Consider the following 22,594-nt stretch of genomic DNA (forward strand, 5'->3'; position numbering starts at 1 on the left):
GACGGCGGTACGGCCCGCATCCGGCCGATCACGCCGGAGGACGCGGAGCGTCTGGTGGAGTTCTACGCACAGGTGTCGGACCAGTCCAAGTACTTCTCGGGGCATAAGGCCCGGCCGGCGGCCCTGCCCACCCTGCAGCCAGTGTGCACCCGGCGCCATTCGGCTCACTGCCGGATAACCTGACGAATGTGGACGACTCCGCAGTGGCGCAGCCCGAGCAGGACCCCGGTGACCGGCGGGAATCCGGACCGGATTACCCCCAGCACTGGGAGGCCGACATCCTGCTGCGGGACGGCGGTACGGCCCGCATCCGGCCGATCACGCCGGAGGACGCGGAGCGTCTGGTGGAGTTCTACGCACAGGTGTCGGACCAGTCCAAGTACTTCCGTTTCTTCGCCCCCTACCCCCGGTTGTCGGAGAAGGACGTCCGCCGTTTCACCCACCACGACTTCGTGGACCGGGTGGCGCTGGCGGTGGTGGTCCGGGACCGTTTCATCGCGACCGTCCGCTACGACCGGATCGACGCGCAGGGCCGTCCGTCCGAGGCCGGGACGGACGCCGAGGTGGCGTTCCTGGTGCAGGACGCCCATCAGGGCCGCGGGGTGGCGTCGGCGCTGCTGGAGCACATCGCGGCGGTGGCGCAGGAGCGCGGGATCCGCCGGTTCCAGGCGGAGGTGCTGCCGGAGAACCGGAAGATGGTGAAGGTCTTCACCGATGCCGGTTACACGCAGCGCCGCAGTTTCACCGACGGTGTGGTGCACCTGGAGTTCGATCTTGAGCAGACGGACCGTTCGCTGGCGGTGATGCGGGCGCGCGAGCACCGGGCGGAGGCGAAGTCGGTGCAGCGGCTGCTGACCCCGCGGTCGGTGGCGGTGATCGGGGTGTCGCGCAACCCGCAGACGGTGGGCCGGGCGATCCTGCGGGACCTGCTGGGCAGTGCCGACGACACGCGCCCGGTGTACGCGGTGAACCGCAACGCCCCGCCGGGCACCGAGCTGGACGGCGTCCCGGTGCACCGTTCGGTTCTGGACATTCCGGGGCCGGTGGATCTCGCGGTGATCGCCGTCCCGGAGGGGGCCGTCCCGGCGGCGGTCGCCGAGTGCGGTGCGCACGGGGTGCAGGGCCTGGTGGTGGTGACCGCCGGGTACGCGGAGACCGGCCCGGAGGGCCGGGACCGCCAGCGCGCGCTGGTGCGCCAGGCGCGGGCGGCGGGGATGCGGGTGATCGGCCCGAACGCCTTCGGCCTGATCAACACCGATCCGGACCGCCCGTTGAACGCCTCGCTGGCTCCGCAGCTGCCGGGCCGGGGCGGGTTCGGGATCTTCTGCCAGTCCGGCGCGATCGGGGTGGCCCTGCTGGAGTCGGCGCACCGCAGGGGCTTGGGGGTGTCCTCCTTCGCCTCGGTGGGCAACCGGTCGGACGTCTCCGGGAACGACTTCCTGCAGTACTGGGCGGAGGACGAGGCCACCGAGGTGGTGCTGCTCTACCTGGAGTCCTTCGGCAACCCGCGCAAGTTCACCCGGATCGCGCGCCGGCTGGCCGCGGTGAAGCCGGTCGTGGTGGTGAAGGGCGCCCGGCACACCGGCAGCCTGCCGCCGGGCCACGCGGTGCCGGCGACCGCGACGGGGCTGCGCGACGCGACGGTGGACGCGCTGTTCGAGCAGGCGGGCGTGATCAGGGTGGAGACGATCACCGAGCTGTACGACACCGGGGAGCTGCTGGCCCTGCAACCGCTGCCGCCGGGGGACCGGGTCGCGGTGGTCGGCAACTCGGACTCGCTGGGCCTGCTGACCTACGACGCCTGCCTGAGCGCGGGCCTGCGGCCGCGCACCCCGGTGGACCTGACCACGGCCGCGACGGGCGAGAACTTCCGGATCGCGCTGGACGTGGCGCTGGCCGATCCGGCGGTGGACGCGGTGATCGCGGTGGCGATCCCGCCGATCGGCACGTCCGCGCACGCCTTCATGGGCGGCCGGCTGACCGGCCCGGACGATCCGGAGATGGGTTCGGACGATCCGGAGATCGCCGACGCACTGCTCGAAGCCAGCCGAAGGGCAAGGGAGTTGGGCAAGCCGCTGGTGCTCGCCCATCTGGCGTTGACCGATCTGCCGGTCCGGCTGCGCCCGGGGGGCGTGCCGGCGTTCGCGGCGCCGGAGCGGGCGGTGCGGGCGCTGGCGCACGCGGTGCACTACGCGCAGTGGCGGCGCCGGACGGCCGAGGCGGAGGAGACGGCCCGGGTGCCCGAGTTGGACCGGATCGACGAGCCGGGCGCCCGCGCGCTGGTCGAGGCGGCGTTGAGCACCCGGACGGCGATTGCCGCGCGGACGCAGCCGGGCGGCGCCCGGATCACCCTGCCGGACGCCGGGGCCCGCGAGCTGCTGGCCCGCTACGGCATCGACGTCTTCCCGGCGCTGCCGGCCCCGGACGAGGAGGCGGCCGTGCGGGCCGCGGCGACGCTCGGCTACCCGGTGGCGTTGAAGGCCACCGCCCCGCATCTGCGCCACCGCCCGGACCTGGGCAGCGTGCGGCTGGATCTGACCGGCGAGCCCGGGCTGCGCCGGGCGCACCGCGAGCTGGACGCGCTGCTGGGCGGTGCGGCGCAGGCGGAGCTGGTGGTGCAGCGGATGGCGCCGCGCGGGGTGGACACCGTGATCGGTGCCACGGTGGATCCGGCGGTCGGCGCGATCCTGTCGTTCGGCCTGGCCGGGGCGCCCGCCGAGCTGCTGGGCGATGTGGCGCACCGGTTGGTCCCGGCGACCGACCAGGAGGTGGCCGGGCTGGTCCGGGAGGTGCGCGCGGCGCCCCTGCTGTTCGGTTGGCGGGGCGCGGAGGCGGTGGACACCGACGCGCTGGAGGAGTTGCTGCTGCGGGTGTCGCAGTTGGTGGACGACGTGCCGGAGATCGCCTCGGTGGATCTCGAACCGGTGGTCGTGGCCCCGTACGGGCTGGCGATCCTGGGGGCGCGGGTGCGGATCGCGCCGCTGCCCGTCCGCAGCGATCTGGGCCCGCGCGCGATGAGCACCCTGTAACCTTCCTTGGTTGCGCCTGCCTGTGGGCGCTGTTGTCCGAAGCTCGGCGCCGTGCCGCCCGCTTCGTCGGCGGACCATGCCAGGATGGAGTTATGGCGAAGACCGGTACCACCAGCACTCAGGACCTGCGCTCGGCGATCGAGCGCAGCGGTTACTACCCGGCCCTGGTGTCCGAGGCGGTCGAGGCCGCGGTGGGCCCGGAGCCGATCAGCTCCTACCTGGTGCACCAGGAGACGACCTTCGACGCCAACGAGGTGCGTCGGCACGTGACGGTGCTGGTGCTGACCCCGACGCGGTTCGTGGTGAGCCACACCGATGAGCAGTCGGGGGACGCGGGCAGCCCGGCGGTGCCGTTCGCGACGACGTCGACGGAGAGTGTCCGGCTGGACCGGATCGGTTCGGTCGTGCTGAGCCGGATGGTCGCGAACCCGGAGACGTACACGCCGGGGACGCTGCCGCGCGAGGTGGTGCTGACGATCGGCTGGGGTGCGGTGCAGCGGCTGGACCTGGAGCCCGCGGGCTGTTCGGATCCGAACTGCGAGGCTGACCACGGCTACACCGGTTCGGCGACGGCTGACGATCTCTCACTGCGGGTGAGCGAGGCCGGTGACGGCCCGGAGACGGTGGCCCAGGCGCTGGTGTTCGCCCGCGCTCTCTCCGACGCGACGATCAGCAACGGCCCGCGGGTCTGAGCGCCGCCGCCTTCGACTGCTACGAATCCGGTTTCATGTCCTTCGCACCCTCCGGCGGCTTCGACGCCTTCGAGATCCTCGACCCGGCCGCGGCTCCCGCGCCCCCGTACGGCAGTGGTTCGCTCTGCGACCTGTTGCCCTCGGTGGCGGCGGGCCTGGGCGTCCCGGGCTTCACCGCGACCCTGCCGATCGCCCCGGCGGACCGGGTGGTGGTGTTCCTGGTGGACGGCCTGGGCTGGGAGCTGCTGCTGCGGCACCCGGAGTACGCGCCGTTCCTGTCCTCGCTGGCCGGGAGTTCGATGGGTGGTTCGGGCCGCCCGCTGACCGCCGGTTTTCCGTCGACCACGGCGACTTCGCTGGCCTCGGTCGGCACCGGCACGCCGCCGGGGCTGCACGGCCTGGCCGGGTACACGGTCGCGGTGCCGGGCGCCGGTTATCTGATGAACCAGCTGCGCTGGCAGCCGCACACCGACCCGCACGTCTGGCAGCCGTACCCGACGGTCTTCGAGCGGACGGACGCCGCCGGGGTGGCGACCGCGCAGGTGTCCTCCCCGCTGTTCTCGCAGACGCCGCTGACCAGGGTGGCGCTGTCCGGCGGCACCTTCCTGGGCCGGACGACGGGCGAGGAGCGGATGGACCTGGCGGCCTCCTGGCTGGCCGAGCACGACCGGGCGCTGGTCTACACGTACGTCAGCGAGCTGGACGGTGCGGGCCACCGCTTCGGGGTGGACTCGGACGAGTGGCGGATGACCCTGGACGCGGTGGACCGGCTGGCCCGCCGGCTGGCCGAGCGGCTGCCGCCGCGTTCGGCGATGTACGTGACCGCTGACCACGGCATGATCGACATCGCGCCGGAGGACCGGATCGACTTCGACGAGGACTGGGAGCTGGGTGCCGGCGTGGCCCTGCTGGGCGGCGAGGGCCGGGCCCGGCACGTGTACGCGGTGCCCGGTGCGGCGGCCGACGTGTTCGCGGTCTGGAGCGAGGTCCTGGGCGACCGGATGTGGGTGGCCACCCGGGACCAGGCGATCGCGGCGGGCTGGTTCGGTCCGGCCGTGGACGAGCGGGTGTACGGGCGGATCGGCGACGTGGTGGCCGCGGCGCGGGACGACATCGCGATCACCGCCTCCCGCAACGAGCCGGGCGAGTCCGCGATGATCGGCCTGCACGGTTCGATGACCCCGGTCGAGCAGTTCGTGCCGCTGCTCGAAGTTCGCGGCTGAGCCGGGTCCTTGACTCTTCTGTGCCCGAACTCCCCTGATGTGAAAGGCCTTTGCTCCACCCATGGCTGAACTGGTGTTCTTCTCGGGCACGATGGACTGCGGCAAGTCGACGCTGGCGCTGCAGATGGACCACAACCACTCCGCCCGCGGCCGGCAGGGCCTCATCCTGACCCGCCACGACCGCGCTGGTGCGGCGACCATCTCCAGCCGGCTGGGCCTGCGGGCGGACGCGGTCGAGGTGACGGACGACTTCGACTTCCACGCGTACGTGGTGCACCGGCTCTCGGCGGGCGGCCGGGTGGACTACCTGATCTGCGACGAGGCGCAGTTCTTCGCCGCCGAGCAGGTCGACCAGTTGGCCCGGGTGGTGGACGAACTCGACATCGACGCCTACACGTTCGGGATCACCACGGATTTCCGCACCCGGCTGTTCCCCGGCTCCCAGCGGCTGATCGAGCTGGCGGACCGGGTGGAGGTGCTCCAGGTCGAGGCGCTGTGCTGGTGCGGTGCGCGGGCGACGCACAACGCCCGGACGGTGGGCGGGGTGATGGTGGTCGAGGGCGCCCAGGTGGTGGTCGGCGACATCTCGGTGAACGAGGACGAGGTCGGGTACGAGGTGCTCTGCCGCCGGCACCACCGCCGCCGGCTGACCGCCGCGACGGCCCGGGCCTCGGTGCTCTCGCCGGACGTGCTGCCCTTCGAGCAGCAGGTCTGAGTCCTGCTCCCGGGCGCGCTAACGGAGTTCCAGCACCGAGAAGTGCCCGCCCTGCGGGTCGGACAGCCGGGCGGCGCGGCCGCGGGCGGTGTCGTGCGGTTCGACCAGGACGCGGCCGCCGAGTCCGACGGCGTGCCGGGCGGTGGCGTCGGCGTCGCGGACGGCGAAGTGGACCCGCCAGCGGGGCGGATGGCCGCGCAGTTCGGCGCGGTGCCGGATGCCGGCGACCGGTCGCCCGTGCACGAGTAGCGTGGACTCGTCGTCGGCGTGCCGGACGGGGCGGTCGAGTACCGCGGTGTAGAAGGCGACGGCGCCGTCGGTGTCGGGGGTGAGCAGTTCGGTCCAGGCCGGTCCGCCGGGTTCGGGCCCGGCCTCCCGGCCGGTGTGCTCCTCGCCCTGCCAGAGGCCGAAGACGGCGCCGGAGACGTCGGCGGCGATGGCCATCCGCCCGGCGCGTTCGGCCTGGAGCGGCCCGACGGCCACGGTTCCGCCGCAGGCGCGCACCAGTTGGGCGGTGTGGTCGGCGTCGTCGACGGCGAAGTAGCTGGTCCACTGCACCGGGAAGCCGGTGGCGGTGGAGACGCCGAGGCCGGCGACCGGTGCCCCGTCGAGTTCGGCGCGGACGTAGGCGCCGAGCTGGCCGGGGCCCGGGGTGTAGGTCCAGCCGAGCAGGTCGGCGTAGAACACGCGGGCGCCGGCCAGGTCGTCGGTCAGCAGACTGACCCAGCAGGGGGTGCCCTGGGCCAGTCGGAGTTCCACCGCGGGCAATGCGGGCCCCCTCATGGGTGGTTGGCGCAACGGGTGGTTGGCGCACGGAAATCCTCGCGCGCGAGGGTGATGCTTCCACTCTGGCGCGCGTCGAACCCTCGGGCCGCGCGGAAATTCCGGCAAAGACCGCACAAAGAGCGGCGGGGTGGCGGCGCTGCGCGACAATGGCCGCCATGACCACCTACAACGACGGTTCCCCGCTGATCTCCGCGGCCGGGCTGGCGCAGGCGCTCGCCTCCGCGCTCCCGCCGGTGCTGTTGGACGTGCGCTACCGGCTGGTCGGTGCCGCGCAGTCCGGCCCGACCGCCGCCGAGGAGTACCGGGCCGGGCACCTGCCCGGCGCCCGCTTCGTCGACCTGGACCGGGACCTCGCGGCCCCGCCGGGCGCCCCAGGCCGGGGCGGCCGCCACCCGCTGCCGGACCCGGAGGAGTTCGGCGCGGCGATGCGCCGCCTGGGGGTGGACTCCGACCGCCCGGTGGTGGTGTACGACGGCGCGGCCTCGCTGGCGGCGGCCCGCGCCTGGTGGCTGCTGCGCTGGGCCGGGCACCGGGACGTCCGGGTGCTGGACGGCGGGTACGCGGCCTGGTCGGCGGCCGGACTGCCGGTGACGGCGGAGGTCCCGGCGCCGGCGGAGGGTCATTTCAAGCCGGTCCCGGGGCAGTTGCCCGTGGTGGACGCGGACGGTGCGGCGGCCTGGGCGCGCGGTGCGCTGCTGCTGGACGCCCGGGCGGGGGACCGCTACCGGGGCGAGAGCGAGCCGGTGGACCCGCGCGCCGGGCACATCCCGGGTGCGGTGTCGGCGCCGACGGCCGAGAACGTGGCGGCCGACGGGCGGTTCAGGTCGGCCGCGGAGCTGGCGGCGCGGTTCCGCGCGCTGGGCGCGGGTGAGCGGGAGACGGCGGTGTACTGCGGCTCGGGGGTGACGGCGGCGCACCAGATCCTGGCGCTGGAGGTGGCGGGCCTGCCGGCGACGCTGTACCCGGGGTCGTGGAGCGAGTGGTCGAGCGCCGAGGCCCGCCCGGTGGCGGTGACCGACCAGCCGGGCTGAGCCGGGGGCGGTCTGAGGCGGGATTTCCTGACGCGCACAGAGTGATACGGGGCGCCGGCTCAGCCGGCGCCCCGTATCACTCTGTTTCTGCTACTCCTGCTTCTTGCGCCGGCTGCCGAAGACGATCTCGTCCCAGCTGGGCACGGTGGCCCGGCGGCCGGGCCGGACGCCGTCCGCCTCGGCCTGGCGGTCGGTGGTGCCGACCAGTCGTTCGCGGTGCGGGGCGACGGCCCGCGGCATCAGGATGTCGGCGTAGGCCGAGCCCGCGCCGACCGCCGGTGCGGCGGCCGCGGCCGCCTCCTCGCTCTCCTCGGCGACCTCTGCGGGCACCGGTTCGATCGGGGCGGGGCCGACGGCGAGGTCGCCGCGGAAGGCGGGGACCACGTCGAGCAGGCTGGTCAGGGAGTCCCTGGACTCGGCGGTGGCCTCGCGGGCGGACATGATGCGGTCGGCGGAGGGCCGGTCGATCATCGGGCGGGGCGGCCGGTCCTGGGGGAGCCGGGCGATCCGCGGGATGAACGGGAAGACCGACTCCTCCTCGCGCTCGACGTTCTCGCCGATCAGCGCGCGGGCCTCGTCGTCGTTGGGCTGGACCAGGCGCCGGGGCGGGTCGTACGTCCAGGAGGCGCTGCGGCCCTCGCCGTCGGCACGGTAGGCGAGGATGACCTCCCAGGTGCCGTCGTCGCGCCGCCAGGAGTCCCAGCGTTCGGTGTCCTTCTCGGCGCCGCGCAGCGCGAGCCGCTCGGCGACGGCCTCGCCGAGCTGGGGCCCGGTGGATTCGCCGTTGCGGCGGATGGCGGTCTTTCGGGCGCGTTCGGCCATGAAGGCGCGCTCGGCGAGGACCGGACCCTCGAAGCGGCGGACCCGGTCGACGGAGATGCCGGCGGCCTGGGCGACCTCCTCGGCGGAGGCACCGGCTCGTATCCGGGCCTGGATGTCCCGGGGCCGCAGATGGCTCTCGACTTCGATCTCGATCTGGCCGAGGCGCGGACGATCCCCACGGATGGCGGCGCGCAGCCGCTCGTCGATGGGAAGGGTGTACTCCGTGCTGTCGGCAGCCTTGAGCACCAGCCGTGTGCCGTCGTTGCTGACGGCCACAACCCGCAGTTCGGGCACGGTTACCTCCCGGGTGGTGCCTGCCGACGTCACCTGCGTCGCTGCTCCCGTACTGAGTGTGGCCTGCCCGCTCGCGACTGGCCACAACCTTGCTGAGTTCCCCGGCGTGTCGGGCGTACGCCCGGTCACGCCGCTGTGGCACGGTTGCCTTTTTGCCACGCCATCCGTCGACGTCGCGCCTGGGTGCCCCGGCCGTCCTCGCACGCGGAGTGTTCGCGACGGTCCGGGACGGGCGTCGCCGTGCGTGCCTGTTCCGTGGCTCTTCGTCAAGCTGCCGGTGTGGGCGCAGTCGACAAGTCGACCCAAGGCTCAGGCTTTACGAACAGTACTCCATTCGTGGCATCCGAAGGGGCGGCTCGCCGCTCAAGTCTCCCGCGATTCACGGGAATCTCAAGAGCGCATGCCCCCAACGGCGGACCACCGGCGGGTGAACGGTGATCATCTTCACATATATCGGGGCCGGAGAACCGCATTTTCGTCCCTTGTGTCCTTCTTTGGGCAAGATGGAGTGACTTGTTCGAGGAACAGTCGTACGGACCGAGGGATGTTGATGCCGGAGCGGAGCCCCGCCGAGGAGGGCGGCAAGAAGGAGCGCAAGCGGATCGATCTGAGCGTGGCTCAGGTCGCTGCGAGTGCGCTGGCCACGGTGGTGGGGGCGCTGCTCGCCTCCGAACTCGGCGTGTACGGAACGATCCTGGGTGCGGCGGTGGTCAGTGTCGGGGCCACCACCGGCGGTGCGGTGTTCCAGCACGTCTTCCGGCGCACCGGCGAGCAGCTGCGCGAGGCGGTGGTGGAGCGGGGGCCCGGCCACGCCGCGAACGGGCTGCGCCAGGTGCCGGAGCGTCCGGTGGAGCCGGCGCCGTCGGCGATCTCCTCGGAGTGGAACGAGCCGCAGGTGGTCCGGGCGCGTCGGCGGTGGACCTGGAAGACCTACGCGGCGGTGTCGGGGCTGGTGTTCGTGGTGGCGATGACGCCGATCCTGGCGTTCGAACTGGCCACCGGGCAGCCGGTGTCGGCGACGGTGAAGGGCGAGTCGGGCAACGGCACCTCCTTCGGCGGCGTGGTGAGCCCGAAGTCCTCCACCCCGCGGGAGACGCCGCCGACGGAGCGGCCCTCCACCGGCGGCGGGCGCGGCTCGGAGCCCTCGCCGTCCGGCGGTGCCTCGGCCCCGCCGACGACGCGGCCGAGCCGGGAGCCGAGCACCGGCCCGAGCGCGGGCCCGAGCGGTGGGGCCGGTGAGCACGGCGGAGGTACGGCCTCGCCCTCGGCGGGCCCGAGCGCGACGCCGTCGGCCGGTTCGTCACCGACCGCGGACGGCGGGAAGCCCTCCGGCACCTCCGGCGGGGCGAGCCCGCAGCCGCCGGTGCCGAGCAACGCCCCCGCCTCCGTGGCCCCGCCGCAGCCCGCGGCGCCGACCCAGGGCGCCACCCCGTGATCAGGCGCCGAGGACCCGGCGCAGGTAGTCGTTGCCGAACACGCGCTGCGGGTCGACCTCGTCGCGCAGGGCGGTGAAGTCGCCGAAGTGCGGGTAGGCGCCGGACAGGTACTCGGCGTCCCGGGTGTGCAGCTTGCCCCAGTGCGGGCGGCCCTGGTGGGCGCACATCAGCTGCTCGACGCCGGTGAAGTAGCCCTGGTCGGCGGTGCCCCGGTAGAGGTGGACGGCGATGTAGGCGCTGTCCCGGCCGGAGGCGGTGGAGAACCAGAGGTCGTCGGCGGGGGCGAAGCGCACCTCCACCGGGAAGCCGACCTTCCAGTCGGAGCGCTCGACCAGGGCCTTCAGCTCGCGCAGCACTCCGGCGACGGCCGCGCGCGGCACCGCGTACTCCATCTCCACGAAGCGCACCTTGCGCGGGCTGGTGAACACCCGGTGCGCCGTGTCGGTGTAGCTGCGGTCGGACCAGGCGCGGCTGGCCAGCGAGGCGATGGCGGGGATGCTGGCGGGGAAGCGCCGGCCGACCCGGCAGGCGCCCTCCCAGACGGTGTTGGAGAGGAAGTCGTCCTCCAGCCACTCCTTGAACCGGGGCAGCGGGGCGGCCGGGCCCTGGCTGCGGTTGTTGCGCTTGGTGGCGCAGCGGTCGGTGTGCGGGAACCAGTAGAACTCGAAGTGCTCGTTGACCGCGGTGAGGTCGTCCAGCCGTTCCAGCACCTCGTCGAAGGCCATCGGCTGTTCGTGCGCGGTGAGCAGGAAGGCCGGTTCGACGGCGAAGGTCAGCGCGGTGATCACGCCGAGGGCGCCGAGGCCGAGCCGGGCGCCCTGGAAGAGCCGGGGGTGCTCGGTGGGGGAGCAGCGCCGGACGCTGCCGTCGGCGAGGACGATCTCCAGGGCGCGGATCTGGGCGGCGAGCGAGCCGGAGTCGCGGCCGGTGCCGTGGGTGCCGGTGCTGGTGGCGCCGGCCACGGTCTGCACCTCGATGTCGCCCATGTTGGTGAGGGAGAGGCCCTCGGCGGCGAGGATCCGGTTGAGCCGGGCGAGCGGGAGGCCGGACTCGACGGTGATGGTGCCGGCCTCGCGGTCGATCTCGCGGACGGCGGTGAGCGCGTGCGGGTGGAGCAGGACGCCGTCGCCGGCGGAGGCGATCGAGGTGAAGGAGTGGCCGGAGCCGACGGCCTTGACGGTGCGGCCCTGTTCGGCGGCGCGCAGGATCTCCTTGGCCAGTTCCTCCGCGGTGCCGGGGGTGGCGGCCCGGGTGGGCCGGGCGCTCTGGTTCCCGGCCCAGTTGGTCCACCGGGTGGGGGTCGCGGTACTGGCCTGGGGCATGGCGCCGCCTCCTGCTCCGTGGCCGACCGGGGTCGGCGCGGTCCGGGGCGGTGGGGGCCGCCCTACCCGCGGGTAGGCCCGTGGGTAGGGAGAGATTAGTCAGTTCACCGTTCGAGGTCTACGGTCTGTTCGGCCGCTTCGGCGGGCTCGTCGGCGGTCTGCTCGGAGGCGAGCCCGGCGCGCAGGCGGCCGAGCCCGGCGAGCGCGGTGACCACGCCGAAGACCCCGGCGGTCAGCGGCACCCAGTAGCCCGCGGCGGAGCCGGCGGCGTCCACCACCCAGCCGCCGGCGGAGGAGCCGACGGCGACGCCGAGGGCGAGCCCGGTGGTCGTCCAGGTCATGCCCTCGGTCAGCTGGGCGGCCGGGACGAGCCGTTCGACCAGGGCCATCGCGGTGATCAGGGTGGGGGAGATGGCGATGCCCGCGATCAGCAGCGCGCCGCCGACCGCGATCAGGCCGCCGACTCCGTGCACCGACTCGGCGACCAGCAGCAGTGGCGCCATGCTGAGCGCCATGAACAGGACACCGGCGAAGAAGCGGCCGGCCATCGAGCCGGTGAGCTTGAGGGTGCCGAAGACCACGCCGGCCAGGCAGGAGCCGAGCGCCCACAGCGCGAGGATCACGCTGGCGATGGACTTGTGCCCCTGGGTCTCGGAGTAGGCGACGGTGACGACCTCGACGGAGCCGAAGATCGCGCCGGTGGCGACGAAAGTGAGGATCAGCACCTGGAGGCCGCGGTTGAGGATCACCGAGCCGCCGACGTGCCGGGCGCCCGGGTGGACCGGCGGTTCGGTGGCGCGCTGCCCGGCGAACAGCAGGACGCCGACGGCGAGGAAGACCCCGGCGAGCAGGACGCCGGCCTCGGGGAAGACGGAGGTGGCCAGGCCGATCGAGAGGATCGGGCCGACGATGAAGCAGACCTCGTCGACGACGGCCTCGAAGGAGTACGCGGTGTGCAGCTTGGGGGCGTCGTCGCGGTACAGGTGGGCCCAGCGGGCGCGGACCATCGCGCCGGTGCTCGGCATGACGCCCATCCCGGCCGCGAAGACGAAGAGCGTCCAGTCCGGCGCCTTGAACCGGGCGCACAGCAGCAGGCCGACCACGGCGACGATGGTGAGCGCCATGGCCGGGACGATTATTCGGCGCTGCCCGTGCCGGTCCACCAGCCGGGAGACCTGCGGGCCGAGCAGCGCGGCGGAGATCGCCAGGGTCGCCGACACCAGGCCCGCCACCCCGTAGGAGCCTCTGAGCTGGGAGAGCATGGTCACGATGCCGATGCCGGTCATGGAGATCGGCAGCCGGGAGACGAAGCCGGTGGTGGAGAAGGCCAGACTGCCGGGGGAGGCGAATATCTGGCGGTAGCTGGACAGCACGGGAGCTCCGCGGGGGTAAGGAACGAGGCTGGTCAACACAGCTTACGTACCTTGGCAAACAGTATTTTCCGGACACCCTCGCAGCCCCGACGGGGGTCTCCGGCCCCTCAATGGCAGGATCGGTGCCATGTCCGACGCGCGCAAACCCTCACCGTCCGATGCCGCCCCGGCAGCGCCGCAGCCGTACGACGCCCTGCTGCTGCTCTCCTTCGGCGGGCCCGAGGCCCCCGAGGACGTCGTCCCGTTCCTGGAGAACGTGACCCGGGGCCGCGGCATCCCCAAGGAGCGGCTGAAGGAGGTCGGCAAGCACTACTTCCTGTTCGGCGGGGTCAGCCCGATCAACGAGCAGAACCGCGAACTGCTCGCCGCGCTGCGCAAGGACTTCGCCGAGCACGGCCTGGACCTGCCGGTCTACTGGGGCAACCGGAACTGGGCGCCCTACCTGGTGGACACCCTGCGCGAACTGGCCGCGGACGGCCACCGCCGCGTCGCCGTCCTCGCCACCAGCGCCTACGCCGGCTTCTCGGGCTGCCGCCAGTACCGGGAGAACCTGGCCGACGCGCTGGCCGCCCTCGCCGCCGAGGGCCTGCCCGAGCTGCGGGTCGACAAGCTGCGGCACTTCTACAACCACCCCGGCTTCGTCCAGCCGATGATCGACGCCACCCTGGCAGCCCTGGCGCGGCTGCCCGAGGACGTCCGGGCCGGCGCCCGGCTGGCGTTCACCACCCACTCCATCCCGGACACCATGGCCGAGACCTCCGGCGCCCCGGACGACCCGGCCCGCGGCCGCCCCGGCGGCGCGTACGTCGCCCAGCACCTGGACGTCGCCCGGCTGATCGCCGGGGCCGTCGCCGAACGCACCGGCGTCGCGGACCGGCCCTGGGAGCTGGTGTTCCAGAGCCGCAGCGGCGCCCCGCACACGCCGTGGCTGGAACCGGACATCTGCGACCACCTGGAGGCCCAGCACGCCGACGGCGCGCCCGCCGTGGTGATGGTCCCGATCGGCTTCGTCTCCGACCACATGGAGGTCAAGTACGACCTCGACACCGAGGCCGTCGCCAAGGCCGCCGAACTCGGCCTGCCGGTGGCCCGCGCCGCCACCGTCGGCGCCGACCCGCGGTTCACCGCCGCGGTGCGCGAACTGGTCCTGGAGCGGGCCGCCGCCGAGCGCGGCGAGCCGGTGAACCGCTGCGCCCTCGGCGCGCTCGGCCCCAGCCACGACGTGTGCGCGGTGGCCTGCTGCCCCAACCCGCGAGCCCCCCGCCCGGCCGCCGCCGAGCGCTGACCGCCCGTCCCGCTTTCCCGGAGGAGAGACCCGTGCCCACTCCCGCCCTGCCCGACGACCGGCTCCTCGACGACCTGCTGGAGGTCGCCCTGGACGCGGCCCGGCAGGCCGGCGCCCTGCTGCGTGACGGCCGGCCCGCCGACCTCGGCGTGGCCGGCACCAAGAGCAGCCCGGTCGACGTGGTGACCGAGATGGACCTCGCCTCCGAGAAACTCGTCCTGGAACTGATCACCGAGCGCCGCCCCGAGGACGGCTACCTCGGCGAGGAGGGCGCCGAGCGGCCCGGCACCAGCGGGGTGCGCTGGGTCGTCGACCCGCTCGACGGCACGGTCAACTACCTGTACGGGCTGCCCTCCTGGGCGGTCAGCGTGGCCGCCGAGCTGGACGGCCGGGCGGTCGTCGGCGTGGTGTTCGCGCCGGCCCGCGGCGAGCTGTTCCACGCCGTCCTCGGGCGCGGCGCCCGGCTCGACGGCCGGCCGCTCTCCACCCGCCCGGCCCCGCCGTGGGGCCAGGCGCTGATCGGCACCGGCTTCAACTACGTCCAGTCGGTGCGGACCCGCCAGGCCGAGGTGCTGCTGTCCCTGATGCCCGAGGTGCGGGACATCCGCCGGGGCGGGGCCGCCGCGGTGGACCTGTGCGACGTCGCCGCCGGGCGGCTGGACGGCTACTACGAGCGCGGCCTCGCCCCCTGGGACCGCGCGGCCGGCTGCCTGATCGCCGCCGAGGCCGGGGCCCTGGTCGGCGGCCGTCCCGGGCACGGCCCGGACGGCGAGCTGACCGTGGCCGCCGCGCCGGGCGTGTACCAGCCGTTGCAGGAGCGACTGGCCGCACTGCGCGCCTGGGCGGACTGAGGACACGCCCTGGGCCCTTGGACGGTCCTGGACAGCGAAGAGCCCTGGCACACGGGGGATGCCAGGGCCTGGGATTTTCGCACGACCCCCGCAGGGCCGCTGGTGCCGGAGGTCCGGCGTCGGGTCGGAAGGTCGGGTGGATCAGGCGGCGGTGCGGTGGCGCTCCAGCACGGTGTCCACGCCGTGCTCGGCGGCGAGCCGGCGGAGGTCGTCCAGCTCGGACTGCTCCACCTCGGCGAGGAACTCGTCCCCGGCCTCGATCGCGCGGTGCAGATCCTGCTCGGCGTTGGCTATGCGCTGCAGGATTCCGGCCTTGAAGGCGTCCATACGGGCCCCCTTACTGTGTCGGACGTGCACGGTCGTACGTTCTCCGCCCCGAGGAGGTGTGGCCAGCGGCAGCGCCCCGTCCGGCAGATCGTGAATCTCCGGTCGAGCGCGGAGACGGCCTTCGGCCGCTCCCGGTGACGTCCCAGCCCCAGGGCCGGCGCGGATGAACGCACGGCGGGTGGGTGCGATCGGCCAACAGCCAGATCGCGGGTGTGAAGCTGTCCTCCCCGCCGGGGAGATGGGGAAACCTTCCGGCCCGAGAAAGTTGCCTGTGTCACAGTCCAACCGGACTGGTCCCGACACGAACGGTCATCACCCGCTGCCAACGCTCCGTGCCTGAGCGGCAGCTTATCGCTGCTTTACCGGCGGACCAGGCAGGATGGGGGCACCGTCGGAGCCGCGCGTCCGCTTCCGGGGCCGGCCTGGAGAAGGGACAACGATCGTGCGGGTTCTCGTCGTCGAGGACGAGCAGCTGCTCGCCGAGGCTGTCGCCACCGGCCTGCGCCGCGAGGCGATGGCCGTCGACGTGGTGTACGACGGGGAGGCCGCGCTCCAGCGCATCGCGGTCAACGACTACGACGTCGTGGTCCTGGACCGCGACCTCCCGCTGGTCCACGGCGACGACGTCTGCCGCAAGGTGGTCGAACAGGGCCTGGCCACCCGGGTGATCATGCTGACCGCCTCCGGCGACATCAGCGACCGGGTCGAGGGCCTGGAGATCGGCGCGGACGACTACCTTCCGAAGCCGTTCGCCTTCAGCGAACTCGTCGCCCGGGTAAGGGCGCTGGGCCGCCGCGCGACCGTTCCGCTGCCCCCGGTGCTGGAGCGGGCCGGCATCTCGCTCGACCCGGGCCGCCGCGAGGTGATCCGCGAGGGCCGCACCGTCCAGCTCGCCCCCAAGGAGTTCGCCGTCCTGGAGGTGCTGATGCGGGCCGGCGGCGCCGTCGTCTCCGCCGAGCAGCTGCTGGAGAAGGCCTGGGACGAGCACACCGACCCGTTCACCAACGTCGTGCGCGTCACCGTGATGACGCTGCGCCGCAAGCTCGGTGACCCGCCGGTGATCATCACCGTCCCGGGCTCCGGCTACCGGATCTGACCGGATCTGACCGGACGCGCCGGACCACCTGACCGGATCCGAGCGGACCGGATCCGTTCGCCGGACCCGGTCGGGCTCCCCCCCACCCCGCGCCCGCCCCGGCGGACGCCCCGAGAGGACCATCATGACCACCCCGCCCCCGGCCGGCGGGCCCTCCGGCGCGCCTGCCGGCGGCCCGCGCGCCGTACCGCCCAAGCCCCAGCACCCCCCGCGCGCGCCCCAGTCCGGACGCTACGCACCCGGCGACGGCATGCTCGCCTGGCTGCCCTTCCGGCCGACCATCCGGATGCGGCTCACCCTGCTCTACGGCGGCATGTTCCTGATGGCCGGCGTGGTCCTGTTGCTGCTGATGTACGTGTTCTTCCAGGACGCCGTGAACAACCTGGCGCCGCGCACGTTCCAGTTCGACGGCAGCCTGCGGGTCAACGGTGTCCCGATGAACAGCGCGCAGTTCAACCAGGAGCAGGCCGGCGACTACCTGCTGCGCTCCAACTCGGCGCTCAACACCCTGCTGCGCAAGTCGCTCACGATGCTGGTCTGCCTCGCCGTGATCGCCTTCGCGGCCGGCTACGCGCTGGCCGGCCGGGTGCTGCGCCCGCTCGGCCGGATCACCCGCACCGCCCGCGACGTCGCCTCCTCCGACCTGCACCGGCGGATCGAGCTGGACGGGCCGGACGACGAGCTCAAGGAACTCGCCGACACCTTCGACGACATGTTGGACCGGTTGGACCGGTCCTTCGACTCCCAGCGCCGCTTCGTCGCCAACGCCTCGCACGAACTGCGCACCCCGCTGGCGATCAACCGCACCCTGCTGGAGGTCCAGCTCTCCGACCCGGCCGCCTCGCCCGACCTCCAGCAGCTCGGCAAGACCCTGCTGGCCACCAACGAGCGCAGCGAACAGCTGGTGGAGGGCCTGCTGCTGCTCGCCCGCAGCGAGAACGAGCTGACCGACCGCCGCCCGGTGGAGCTCTCCGAGGTGGCCACCCGAGCCCTGGAGCAGACCAGGGCCGAGGCGGACCGGCGCGAGGTCGAGCTGCGCTCCAAGCTCGCTCCGGCCGTGGTCGCGGGCAACGGCGTGCTGCTGGAGCGACTGGCGCTCAACCTGCTGCAGAACGCCGTCCGGTACAACACCCCCGGCGGCTGGGTCGAGCTGGCCACCGCCGAGGTGCCCGGCGGCGGCGAGCTGGTGGTGTCCAACACCGGCCCGGTGGTGCCCGGCTACGAGCTGGAGCACATCTTCGAGCCGTTCCGCCGGGTCAAGGGCGCCGACCGCACCCGCAGCGACAAGGGGGTCGGGCTCGGCCTGTCCATCGTCCGCTCGGTGGTGCGCGCCCACGGTGGCACCATCGAGGCCACTGCGCGCTCCGGTGGCGGCCTCACCATGCGGGTCCGGATCCCCAACCCCTGACCCCGCCCGCCGGGCCCCTCCCGGGCCCGCCGCGCCCTCCCCGCCGCCGCGCTCCGTAAGCGACCGTTCACCGCCGCCCCCGTCAGGCCCGTCAAGACGACATAAGGCCTGGCGGGGGCGGCTTGTCATTTCCCGCCCGGGCAACTTACGGTGTCGTAACCTACGGAACCGTAAGTGCGTCGCAGACGTGCCCGCCCAACGCGCCCGTCCCGCGCGTGCCGTCCCCCAGGAGCAAGACCGTGACCATCGCCCCTGTGCAGAGCAGCGCCTCCCTCGGATCGACCGGCTGGACCGACGCCCGGCTGATCCTGGCCCTCGAAGAGGTCGTGGAGAAGGAGCTCAACCGCCACCTCGCCGTGGCCAAGGAGTGGATGCCGCACGAGTTCGTGCCGTGGAGCCAGGGCCGTGACTTCGACGGCGTGCTGGGTGGCGACGCCTGGGCCGTCGAGCAGTCCCAGGTGACGCCGCTCGGCCGGGTGTCGCTGGTGGTGAACCTGCTGACCGAGGACAACCTCCCCAGCTACCACCACGAGATCGCCAGCATGTTCGGCCGCGAGGGCGCCTGGGGCACCTGGGTGCACCGCTGGACCGCCGAGGAGGGCCGGCACGGGATAGCGATTCGCGACTTCCTGCTCGCCACCCGGGCCGTCGACCCGGTGGAGCTGGAGCGGGCCCGGATGAGCCACATGTCCGAGGGCTTCGAGTCCGACAACGCGCACAGCATGCTGCAGTCGGTCGCGTACGTGGCCTTCCAGGAGCTCGCCACCCGCATCTCGCACCGCAACACCGGCAAGTACGCCGGCGACCCGCTCTGCGACCAACTGCTGGCGAAGATCGCCAACGACGAGAACCTCCACATGGTCTTCTACCGGAACCTGCTGAAGGCCGCCCTGGAGATCGCCCCCGACCAGGCCATGCGGGCCGTGGCCGACGTGGTCACCGACTTCCGGATGCCCGGCCACGGCATCCCCGGCTTCGAGCGGGCCGCCGCGCAGATCGCCCTCGGCGGGGTCTACAACCTGCGCATCCACCACGACGACGTGCTGCAGCCGGTGCTGCGCCACCTGCGCGTGATGGAGATCGGCGGCCTCGGCCCGGAGGGCCTGCTGGCGCAGAACGAGCTCGGCGTCTTCCTGGACGAGCTGGACGGCCAGGCGCGCAAGTTCGAGGAGCGCCAGGCCGCGATCCTGGCCCGTCGGGCCGCGCGCCGGAGCACCGACTAGGGTGTTCGACGGAGCAGCCGAAGTGGGTGGATTTTCCGTGGTTTGCCCTGGAAGATTCTGAACGTGACCAAGCTCACATCGTGTCGCTCCGTGACTTCACCCGACCTCGGAGAGTGATCACCCGAACTGGGGTGCCGATCGCAGTCCGTGACCGGATTTCGGGTCCGCACCCGGCCGGATGATTGGCCGGCACCCCAGGTGGGCAAGGGAACGGACGAGCATCAGTGCGGCCCGTGCTCACTGTGAGTGGCCGCTGAGCGGATGCTGGAGGAGGCTGGCGATGGCCCAGCGTGAGGCCTCCCGCAGCCTGGTGGATCACCCCAACGGACCCCTGGCTGAGTGTCGATTGAGTAACAGGGCTTGAAGTAAGGCAAAATCTCCGCCTCGGGTCGGGCACAAGACCGACCCCCCATGCGTTACGTGCGCTGGAGATACCGCACACACCGCACAAACCCGGAGGGGGAGAGCGAACAATGGCAACGGACTACGACACCCCACGCAAGACCGACGACGAGCTCAACGAAGACAGCATCGAGGAACTCAAGGCTCGGCGGAACGACAAGGGCGGCGGCTCTGTCGACGTCGACGAGTTCGATGCGGCCGAGGGCATGGAGCTCCCGGGCGCGGACCTCTCGAACGAGGAGCTCGCGGTCCGGGTGCTGCCGAAGCAGGCCGACGAGTTCACCTGCATGAGCTGCTTCCTGGTGCACCACCGCAGTCAGCTGTACAGCGAGAAGAACGGCAACCCGATCTGCCGGGACTGCGGCGCCTGAGCACCGCGGCGGACAGGGCCCGGCACCCGCGGCTTCCGCGGGGCCGGCACAGCGCCCCTTCCGGCCCCGGGCAGCGGGGCCGGACGGCAGGTCCGGTCGCCGTCCTGACGGACGGCACCGGGAGGACGGGGTCGGCCATGAGCACGTCGGCCGGCACAAAGTCGTAGGGACGGTCCCGCATCAGCGGAACCGTCCCTCTCCGTTTTTTCGGGCCTGTGCGCGTTCCGGGGCTGCCCCGGGCGTGCGCGGGTCCCTCCGCCAGGTGCTGTCCCGGCAGGGTCGGCCGGACAGGCCCTAGGTGCGGGCGCCGCGACGGGCCTCCTCCAGCGCCTCCGCCAGCTTCATCGGCGAGCGGGTCGACAGGTAGAGGTAGGGCGTCGGGTCGGACGGGTCGGTCACCTCGATCCGCAGCGCCGTCGGGACGTAGCTGCGCAGCAGCATGAAGGCGCGCGGGTTGGCCTTCGGCCCGCGCCAGGCCACCGCCTCGGCGGGGCTCAGCGGGTGCGCGGTGCCCAGGGCGTCCACCGGGATCCGGGCCGGCCCGGCCACCAGCGAGCCCTGCACCACGCGGATCCGGACCGAGCCGTAGCTGCTGATCGCGACCGCGCCGGCGGCGATGCCGACCACCAGCCCGACCAGCGCGGCCAGACCACTGACCCGCAGCAGGATCAGGGCGAGCGTGAGCCCGGTCGCGACCGGGAGCAGCCACCAGGAGCGCGGCACCGTGAGGCGTTCGTCGTACATGCCCCCATTGTGGGCGCCCTGACGCCGGTAGCGGGACGCCACCCCCACCGGCCGCGCGCCTACCCCTGGGTAGGCTGGGGCCCCGTGACCGGTTCGACCACCCCCACCGCCCCCGCCGACCGGCCGGCGCCCGCGCTGCCGCCGTCCCCGACCACCCCGCCGCCGGACGCCGTACTGCCGCCGCGCGCCCCCGAGGCGCCCGCCCCCGGCACCCGGCTCGGCTCCCACTACGAGCACTGCTTCGGCTGCGGACCGCAACACCCCGGCGGGCTGCGGATCGACGCGGTCGCCGGCGAGGGACTCGACGTCACCGCCGAGTTCGCCGTCCGGGACGTCCACCAGGGCGGTCCGGGCCTGGCCCACGGCGGAGTGCTGACCACCGCCATGGACGAGACCCTCGGCACGCTCAACTGGCTGCTGCACGCCCCCGCCGTCACCGGCCGGCTGGAGACCGACTTCCTCTGCCCCGTCCCGGTCGACTCGGTGCTGCACCTGCGCGCCTGGGTCACCGGCGTCCACGGCCGCAAGATCTACAGCGCCGCCGAGGCGCGCATCGGCGGCCCCGACGGACCGGTCGCGGTGCGTGCGCAGGCGCTCTTCATCCAGGTGAAGCTGGAACACTTCACCACGCACGGTCGTCCCGAGGACATCGAGAAGGTCCTCGACGACCCGGATCTGATGAAGCGCGTACGAGCCTTTGAGGTGAACCCTTGAGCAACACCCCCCGCCCGCCGCTGGACGTCCTGATCAGGCGCACCGACCCCGAGTTGCCGCTGCCCGCCTACGCGCAGCCCGGCGACGCGGGAGCCGATCTGCGCACCACCGTGGACGCCGAGCTGGCCCCCGGTGAGCGGGCCGTCCTGCCCACCGGCATCGCGATCGCCCTCCCGGACGGCTACGCGGCCTTCGTCCACCCCCGGTCCGGGCTGGCAGCTCGTTGCGGAGTTGCTCTCGTGAACGCCCCGGGGACGGTCGATGCCGGGTACCGTGGAGAGATCAAGGTGATCGTCGTCAATCTGGACCCGCGCGAGGGGGTCAGCTTCCGCCGAGGGGACCGGATCGCCCAGCTGGTGATCCAGCAGGTCGAGAAGGCCCGCTTCCACGAGGTGGCCGAGCTGCCTGGGTCGGCACGTGCCGAGGGCGGGTTCGGGTCGACCGGCGGCCACGCCGCGGTCTAGCATTCCCGCGGCCTCGCAGGAAGCCGAGCAGGTATTCGCATCGGTCTTGGACCGGGAAGGACAGTGACCGTGTTCCGTCGTCGCCAGAAGAGCGAGGACGCTGTCGAGCAGCTCGCCGACGACGCCATCAGCGCCGACGAGACGGCCGATGACGTCGAAGGTTCCGCCGAGAGCGAGAACGTGACCGAGCTGGACCCGTCCGACAAGGTCGGCCTGCCGCCGGCCCCGCGGCCGGACGGTCCGTGGGACCACTCCGAGCTGGAGAACCCCGAGGAGGGGCGAGTGGACCTCGGGGGTCTGCTGGTCCCCGGCGTCGAGGGCATGGAGCTGCGGGTGGAGGTCGCCGGTGACGCGATCGTCGCCGCGACCCTCGTCCTCGGCAACAGCGCCATCCAGCTGCAGGCCTTCGCCGCTCCCAAGTCGGAGGGCATCTGGGGGGAGGTCCGGGAGGAGATCGCCAACGGCATCACCGCGCAGGGCGGCCTCATCGAGGAGGAGGAGGGCCCGCTCGGCTGGCACCTCCGCGCGCAGGTCCCGGTGCAGCTGCCGGACGGCACCCAGGGCGTACAGCTGGTGCGCTTCGTCGGTTGCGACGGCCCGCGCTGGTTCCTGCGGGGTGTGATCTCGGGCCAGGCCGCCGTGCAGCCGGAAATGGCCGGGATCCTGGAACAGGTCTTCCAGCAGACGGTCGTCGTCCGGGGCGAGAGCCCGATGGCGCCCCGCGACCCGATCGTGCTGAAGCTCCCCGAGGACGCCCAGATGGTCGCCGACGGCGGCGGTACGGCTGCGGCGGCCGGCGAGGGCGACAACCGTTTCGGCAGCGCGGCCCTCGACCCGTTCGCCCGCGGTCCGGAGATCACCGAGGTCCGCTGACCTGGTCCGCGTCGCACTGATCGCCCCTGCCCGGGACCCCGGGCGGGGGCGATTTGCATGTGGCGGTCCTGTCCCCGTACAGTTCCGGAGTCGCCGCGAGAGAGCGGGGGCAA

The 22,594-nt window shown here is 73.1% G+C and carries 22 protein-coding genes; 16 read left to right on the forward strand and 6 right to left on the reverse strand.

The features are described 5' to 3' along the window. The 5 genes from AC07BF_RS32660 to AC07BF_RS32680 all read left to right on the forward strand — a co-directional run. On the forward strand, positions 1-183 hold a 183-nt coding region (locus AC07BF_RS32660), incomplete at its 5' end, for a hypothetical protein (RefSeq protein ID WP_478334307.1). A 20-nt stretch (positions 184-203) separates the two neighbouring features. After that, the gene (locus tag AC07BF_RS32665) at positions 204-3,029 is read left to right on the forward strand and encodes a bifunctional acetate--CoA ligase family protein/GNAT family N-acetyltransferase (RefSeq protein ID WP_363584623.1); all 2,826 of its coding nucleotides are present in this window, start codon (positions 204-206) and stop codon (positions 3,027-3,029) included. Between the two features lie 92 nt (positions 3,030-3,121). After that, the gene (locus tag AC07BF_RS32670) at positions 3,122-3,721 is read left to right on the forward strand and encodes a DUF5998 family protein (RefSeq protein ID WP_063349374.1); all 600 of its coding nucleotides are present in this window, start codon (positions 3,122-3,124) and stop codon (positions 3,719-3,721) included. A 35-nt stretch (positions 3,722-3,756) separates the two neighbouring features. Continuing rightward, on the forward strand, positions 3,757-4,944 hold the full coding sequence (locus AC07BF_RS32675) for an alkaline phosphatase family protein (protein ID WP_363623254.1): 1,188 nt from the start codon (positions 3,757-3,759) through the stop codon (positions 4,942-4,944). Positions 4,945-5,005: 61 nt separating this feature from the next. Then, entirely contained in the window at positions 5,006-5,659 is a 654-nt protein-coding gene (locus AC07BF_RS32680) for a thymidine kinase (protein WP_063349376.1), read from the forward strand. An 18-nt stretch (positions 5,660-5,677) separates the two neighbouring features. Here the strand turns inward: AC07BF_RS32680 and AC07BF_RS32685 are convergent, their stop codons facing one another. Then, positions 5,678-6,418 carry a VOC family protein gene (locus AC07BF_RS32685; RefSeq protein WP_363584481.1) on the reverse strand — a complete coding sequence of 247 codons (741 nt, stop codon included), beginning with the start codon at positions 6,416-6,418 and terminating at the stop codon, positions 5,678-5,680. Positions 6,419-6,600: 182 nt separating this feature from the next. On the opposite strand from AC07BF_RS32685, the gene AC07BF_RS32690 reads away from it, so the two are divergent. Further along, positions 6,601-7,476 carry a sulfurtransferase gene (locus tag AC07BF_RS32690; RefSeq protein ID WP_400988768.1) on the forward strand — a complete coding sequence of 292 codons (876 nt, stop codon included), beginning with the start codon at positions 6,601-6,603 and terminating at the stop codon, positions 7,474-7,476. Positions 7,477-7,566: 90 nt separating this feature from the next. Here the strand turns inward: AC07BF_RS32690 and sepH are convergent, their stop codons facing one another. Further along, on the reverse strand, positions 7,567-8,625 hold the full coding sequence (gene sepH, locus AC07BF_RS32695) for a septation protein SepH (RefSeq protein WP_363630313.1): 1,059 nt from the start codon (positions 8,623-8,625) through the stop codon (positions 7,567-7,569). A 517-nt stretch (positions 8,626-9,142) separates the two neighbouring features. Between sepH and AC07BF_RS32700 the strand changes: the two genes are divergently transcribed. Beyond that, on the forward strand, positions 9,143-10,027 hold the full coding sequence (locus AC07BF_RS32700) for a hypothetical protein (protein WP_400988770.1): 885 nt from the start codon (positions 9,143-9,145) through the stop codon (positions 10,025-10,027). Here the strand turns inward: AC07BF_RS32700 and AC07BF_RS32705 are convergent, their stop codons facing one another. After that, positions 10,028-11,350 (reverse strand): D-arabinono-1,4-lactone oxidase, encoded by a 1,323-nt coding sequence (locus AC07BF_RS32705; protein ID WP_478334305.1) that lies wholly within the window; start codon positions 11,348-11,350, stop codon positions 10,028-10,030. It lies immediately after the preceding gene. 104 nt (positions 11,351-11,454) lie between these two features. Continuing rightward, positions 11,455-12,723, reverse strand: a complete 1,269-nt coding sequence (locus tag AC07BF_RS32710; RefSeq protein ID WP_363584471.1) for an MFS transporter — start codon at positions 12,721-12,723, stop codon at positions 11,455-11,457. A 127-nt stretch (positions 12,724-12,850) separates the two neighbouring features. On the opposite strand from AC07BF_RS32710, the gene AC07BF_RS32715 reads away from it, so the two are divergent. Both AC07BF_RS32715 and AC07BF_RS32720 read left to right on the forward strand, forming a co-directional pair. Next, positions 12,851-14,008, forward strand: a complete 1,158-nt coding sequence (locus tag AC07BF_RS32715; protein WP_478334306.1) for a ferrochelatase — start codon at positions 12,851-12,853, stop codon at positions 14,006-14,008. A gap of 32 nt (positions 14,009-14,040) precedes the next feature. Then, positions 14,041-14,859: an inositol monophosphatase family protein gene (locus tag AC07BF_RS32720; RefSeq protein ID WP_363623268.1), complete on the forward strand. Its 819-nt coding sequence runs from the start codon at positions 14,041-14,043 to the stop codon at positions 14,857-14,859. A 141-nt stretch (positions 14,860-15,000) separates the two neighbouring features. Here the strand turns inward: AC07BF_RS32720 and AC07BF_RS32725 are convergent, their stop codons facing one another. Next, positions 15,001-15,186, reverse strand: a complete 186-nt coding sequence (locus AC07BF_RS32725; protein WP_030057688.1) for a hypothetical protein — start codon at positions 15,184-15,186, stop codon at positions 15,001-15,003. 442 nt (positions 15,187-15,628) lie between these two features. On the opposite strand from AC07BF_RS32725, the gene AC07BF_RS32730 reads away from it, so the two are divergent. The 4 genes from AC07BF_RS32730 to AC07BF_RS32745 all read left to right on the forward strand — a co-directional run bounded on the left by AC07BF_RS32730 (position 15,629) and on the right by AC07BF_RS32745 (position 19,686). Then, positions 15,629-16,282, forward strand: coding sequence for a response regulator transcription factor (locus tag AC07BF_RS32730; RefSeq protein ID WP_188296105.1), 654 nt, complete (start codon positions 15,629-15,631; stop codon positions 16,280-16,282). A gap of 124 nt (positions 16,283-16,406) precedes the next feature. Further along, positions 16,407-17,690: a sensor histidine kinase gene (locus tag AC07BF_RS32735; protein WP_363630309.1), complete on the forward strand. Its 1,284-nt coding sequence runs from the start codon at positions 16,407-16,409 to the stop codon at positions 17,688-17,690. 239 nt (positions 17,691-17,929) lie between these two features. Beyond that, on the forward strand, positions 17,930-18,913 hold the full coding sequence (locus AC07BF_RS32740; RefSeq protein ID WP_363630308.1) for an acyl-ACP desaturase: 984 nt from the start codon (positions 17,930-17,932) through the stop codon (positions 18,911-18,913). Positions 18,914-19,386: 473 nt separating this feature from the next. After that, positions 19,387-19,686, forward strand: a complete 300-nt coding sequence (locus AC07BF_RS32745) for a DUF4193 domain-containing protein (protein ID WP_030057692.1) — start codon at positions 19,387-19,389, stop codon at positions 19,684-19,686. 294 nt (positions 19,687-19,980) lie between these two features. Here the strand turns inward: AC07BF_RS32745 and AC07BF_RS32750 are convergent, their stop codons facing one another. Continuing rightward, positions 19,981-20,430: a DUF3093 domain-containing protein gene (locus tag AC07BF_RS32750; RefSeq protein ID WP_350880051.1), complete on the reverse strand. Its 450-nt coding sequence runs from the start codon at positions 20,428-20,430 to the stop codon at positions 19,981-19,983. A gap of 135 nt (positions 20,431-20,565) precedes the next feature. On the opposite strand from AC07BF_RS32750, the gene AC07BF_RS32755 reads away from it, so the two are divergent. The 3 genes from AC07BF_RS32755 (at position 20,566) to AC07BF_RS32765 (ending at position 22,481) form a co-directional block, all read left to right on the forward strand. Further along, the gene (locus tag AC07BF_RS32755; RefSeq protein ID WP_400336215.1) at positions 20,566-21,144 is read left to right on the forward strand and encodes a PaaI family thioesterase; all 579 of its coding nucleotides are present in this window, start codon (positions 20,566-20,568) and stop codon (positions 21,142-21,144) included. Further along, positions 21,141-21,608, forward strand: a complete 468-nt coding sequence (dut, locus tag AC07BF_RS32760; RefSeq protein WP_363584461.1) for a dUTP diphosphatase — start codon at positions 21,141-21,143, stop codon at positions 21,606-21,608. Before AC07BF_RS32755 ends, dut begins: the two co-directional genes overlap by 4 nt. A 69-nt stretch (positions 21,609-21,677) precedes the next feature. After that, complete coding sequence (locus AC07BF_RS32765; protein ID WP_363584459.1) at positions 21,678-22,481, forward strand: DUF3710 domain-containing protein; 804 nt, start codon at positions 21,678-21,680, stop codon at positions 22,479-22,481. The last annotated feature ends 113 nt before the right edge of the window (positions 22,482-22,594 follow it).

The sequence above is a fragment of the Kitasatospora sp. NPDC043950 genome, assembly GCF_056435345.1.